This window comes from Clostridium tanneri (genome assembly GCF_033659955.1).
GTDB lineage: Bacteria > Bacillota > Clostridia > Clostridiales > Clostridiaceae > Clostridium_AM > Clostridium_AM tanneri.
The window spans coordinates 1-719 of the sequence record NZ_JARUJP010000084.1 but is presented as its reverse complement, the minus strand read 5'-3'; the positions used below and the strand labels follow the sequence as shown (position 1 = coordinate 719).

Genomic DNA, 719 nt, shown 5'->3' with positions numbered 1-719 from the left:
AGACGCTTTGCACTGGGAGTTGGACTAGAAAAATCATCTACTGAAGCTGATTGGTTTCTAATTCCTTTTAATGAAGATATAGATGATTGGCAGTATGTATCTAGTGTAATTGTAGCAAAAAGTGACTATAGAAAGGTAAGCATATATGGAGAATATTATAATAATCTTAATGAAGCCTACTTTACGGATTTTCAGTTATATAAAGAAGAATATGGTGCCAGCTATACCTATGATGAAAAAGGAAATGTTATATCAGTACAAAGTCTAGCCAAGGAGAAATCCTCTTTTAATTATGATGGAAACAACAATCTAAAGAGTGTAGTTACACCAACTAATGGAGTGTATGAATACAAGTATGACTCTAAACGAAATTTAACAAATGCAGTTTCCGCTACAAAGGTTCAATATTCTTTTGATTATGACAGCAGCGGTAATCCAGTGAAATCACGAGTGGAAAAAGCTCCAGAGACCGGTGTAATAAGTGAAAAACTTTTTATGGAGTCCACTGCAAACTATAGTATCAGCGGAAATTACCTGAAAGCAGCAATAGACAACGAAGAAAATTCTGTAATAAGTCATTATAATGAAGAAAAAGGAGTACTGACAGCCACCACTGATGGAAAAGGAAGTAAGACCTTCTATAGTTATGACGATATGAATAGACTTGTAAGTGTCTCTAAAGCTCTGGAAGGTACTGAAAGCAGAAATATCGAAAAATT

1 pseudogene is annotated in these 719 nt (G+C 34.4%); it reads left to right on the top strand.

The window, feature by feature from the left end:
• Positions 1–719: pseudogene (locus P8V03_RS19035) on the top strand (DNRLRE domain-containing protein); the annotation flags it as partial.